Genomic DNA, 2,439 nt, shown 5'->3' on the forward strand with positions numbered 1-2,439 from the left:
TCTGTAGATAAAGAATTTTATATAGAGAAAGCGCAATTTAATTTTGAAGGCTTAAAATTAATGTGTGAAGAAGAATTAAGGAGAATTTAAATATGATTTTAACTGATAATGATAAGAACTTGCTGCTGAGAAGGTTGAATATTCCTGAAAAGAGCGCAAGTTTTTTGCAAGATAGAAAGATATTAGAGATTAATGATGATAATGGAGATACATTAGAGTACTATATAGGAGATTTTCGTAAAAATAATAGTGATATAACAGAATATATAGGTAAAATAGAAAATGAGAACATAGAAATGCAGTCATTACTAATATTTGAGAATTGGGAACAAGAGCAGGATTTTATTGATAGGAAAAAAAATGAAGAAAAGATTGCTAAGAAGAGAAGAGAAATTGAGAATCTCGTTAAAAAATCTCGAATAGTATATTTTATTAAAGAGGATGAAGTTAGAATAAATTTAGAAAAAGATGAAGGTATTAATTATTTAGAATACATAGACAAAAGTAAGAAAGGGTTTATTTTTAATGTTTCACTATTAGAATTAGGTAAACTATATAATACAACTGGGAAGTATTTATTTAAAGATAATGTAAGGCAGGGAAGGCATGATAACAAATCATTTCCTTTGGAAAGTGTGTTTAAGGAGACATTTGAAATAGGTTTATATCATTTATATAAGAAAAAAAATAGCAGATATATTAATAAAATAAGGGAATATTTTGATGAAAAGCTACTTGAGAGTTATGAAGAAAAATCTGAAATTCTAGAGGATTTTTGGTTCCATCATAATGGCATAACAATATTTTCTGAGAAAGAATACAATGTTCAATATGATTATATATCTTTTGTAGCTGAAAAAGTAAGTGTAATTAATGGAGCTCAAACTTTGACACATTGTTTTTCATTGATTAGACAGATTAAACAAGAATGGCTTGATATTTTAAAAGAAAAAGTGGAAGTAGATGAAGATATAGATGAAAATAAAAAGGGAGAGATAGTTGCAGAAATAAAAACAGAATTAGGGGATATGTTAGAATTTTTGAAAGAAAAAGTGAAATTGAAAGTCATTTTTCTTTTTTCTGAAGATAGTGGCTTGAAAAAATCAATAACTCGGGGCTTAAACACGCAAATTCCAATTTTGGAGGAAGATATTTTAGGAGCTTCTGATTCCTCGGAAGAAATTAATAAAAGATTGAAAAATAAAGGGATTAAGATATGTAGATCCGGAGAATACCTTGATAATGAAAGAACCTTCAGTGTATTAGAATTTGCGAAGGCGTATTTAATATTTGAAGAGAAGCCTGGAACAGCTAGAAATTTAAAGAAAGATAAATTAAGTGGTATATTGAATGATGTATCAAAAGCATTTGGTAATGAGTCAAAAGTAAATAGCTTTAGTAAAGCTATTCAATTATTCTCTAAAATAGATGAATGGTGGAGGAAAAGAGAGGATCCTTTCGAGGATGGGAAAGATTCGAGTGTGTATGATGGACTTAAAAGAAATGGTAAAAGTTATTTTAAATCGTATTGTTGGAGAAGTTATAAAGAATTAGTGGATATTGAATTAGATGTTGCGGATGCATTGCAAGTAAAATATGAACAATTCATTAATGAATTTATAGTGTTAAAAGAACAAGAAGATCCTATTAATTCAAATGACCTTAAGAAAGATGAGTTATATCAAAAGTATATTAGAGAAATGGAGAATCAACAAAAAAATATACAGTCGGATAATTCTATCAATGAGGAAAATATGTTATCTGAATACTTGAATGATAAAGGTCATAACTCAAAGAGTAAAATTACTAAAAGTATATTTGCTAAGAATTATTTTAAAAAGCAAGGAATTAAGGGGGGAATTAGAACGGTTACAATCGTAAACGGAAAAGTTAAGGAAAGCTTTCCGTTTAATGGAGAAACATTTAGTTCACTACATGAACATGAAAACTATCCAGAAATATATAATGATTTAACGTTATCTAGTAGTTTGACCTTTGAAAACTCAATTTTTAAAAAAGAAGTTGAGCAACCGTTTATATTGGTTGTTTTTTATGAAGAGGATAATTCAGTGGTAAGTAAAATTACGGTTATTAAAAACTTTAATTTTAGCGCTTATTTAGAAAAGGCAAAAAAAGCCTTTGAAGAAACAATAGAAGCTTTTAGGATAGGTGATTCTCAAAAATTCCCTAAGTCTTCACAAAAAGATGGGGCATTTCACATTAGACCTAAAGCCAGAAATAGTAAAGATACGTTTGAATTTACTAATGGCGAACAAGAAGTGAGAAGGACTTTCTGGGCTAATAAGGATACTGTATTAGGTATAATAAATTCACTACAAAATTAAATTTTTGTAGAATAATATAGTTGGTAAGTTAAAATACAACTATCCAAAATTTCAACACTCTTCATAAACGAAGAAGAAAACTATATAAAAGAAG

The 2,439-nt window shown here is 28.0% G+C and carries 1 protein-coding gene; it reads left to right on the top strand.

The window, feature by feature from the left end; translation table 11 throughout:
• Positions 1–92 precede the first annotated feature (92 nt).
• Positions 93–2,345 (top strand): DNA mismatch repair protein MutH, encoded by a 2,253-nt coding sequence (locus tag RCF13_RS11700; protein ID WP_220388396.1) that lies wholly within the window; start codon positions 93–95, stop codon positions 2,343–2,345.
• The last annotated feature ends 94 nt before the right edge of the window (positions 2,346–2,439 follow it).

The organism is Stenotrophomonas maltophilia group sp. RNC7 (assembly GCF_030910085.1).
Taxonomy (GTDB): Bacteria; Pseudomonadota; Gammaproteobacteria; order Xanthomonadales; family Xanthomonadaceae; genus Stenotrophomonas; species Stenotrophomonas sepilia.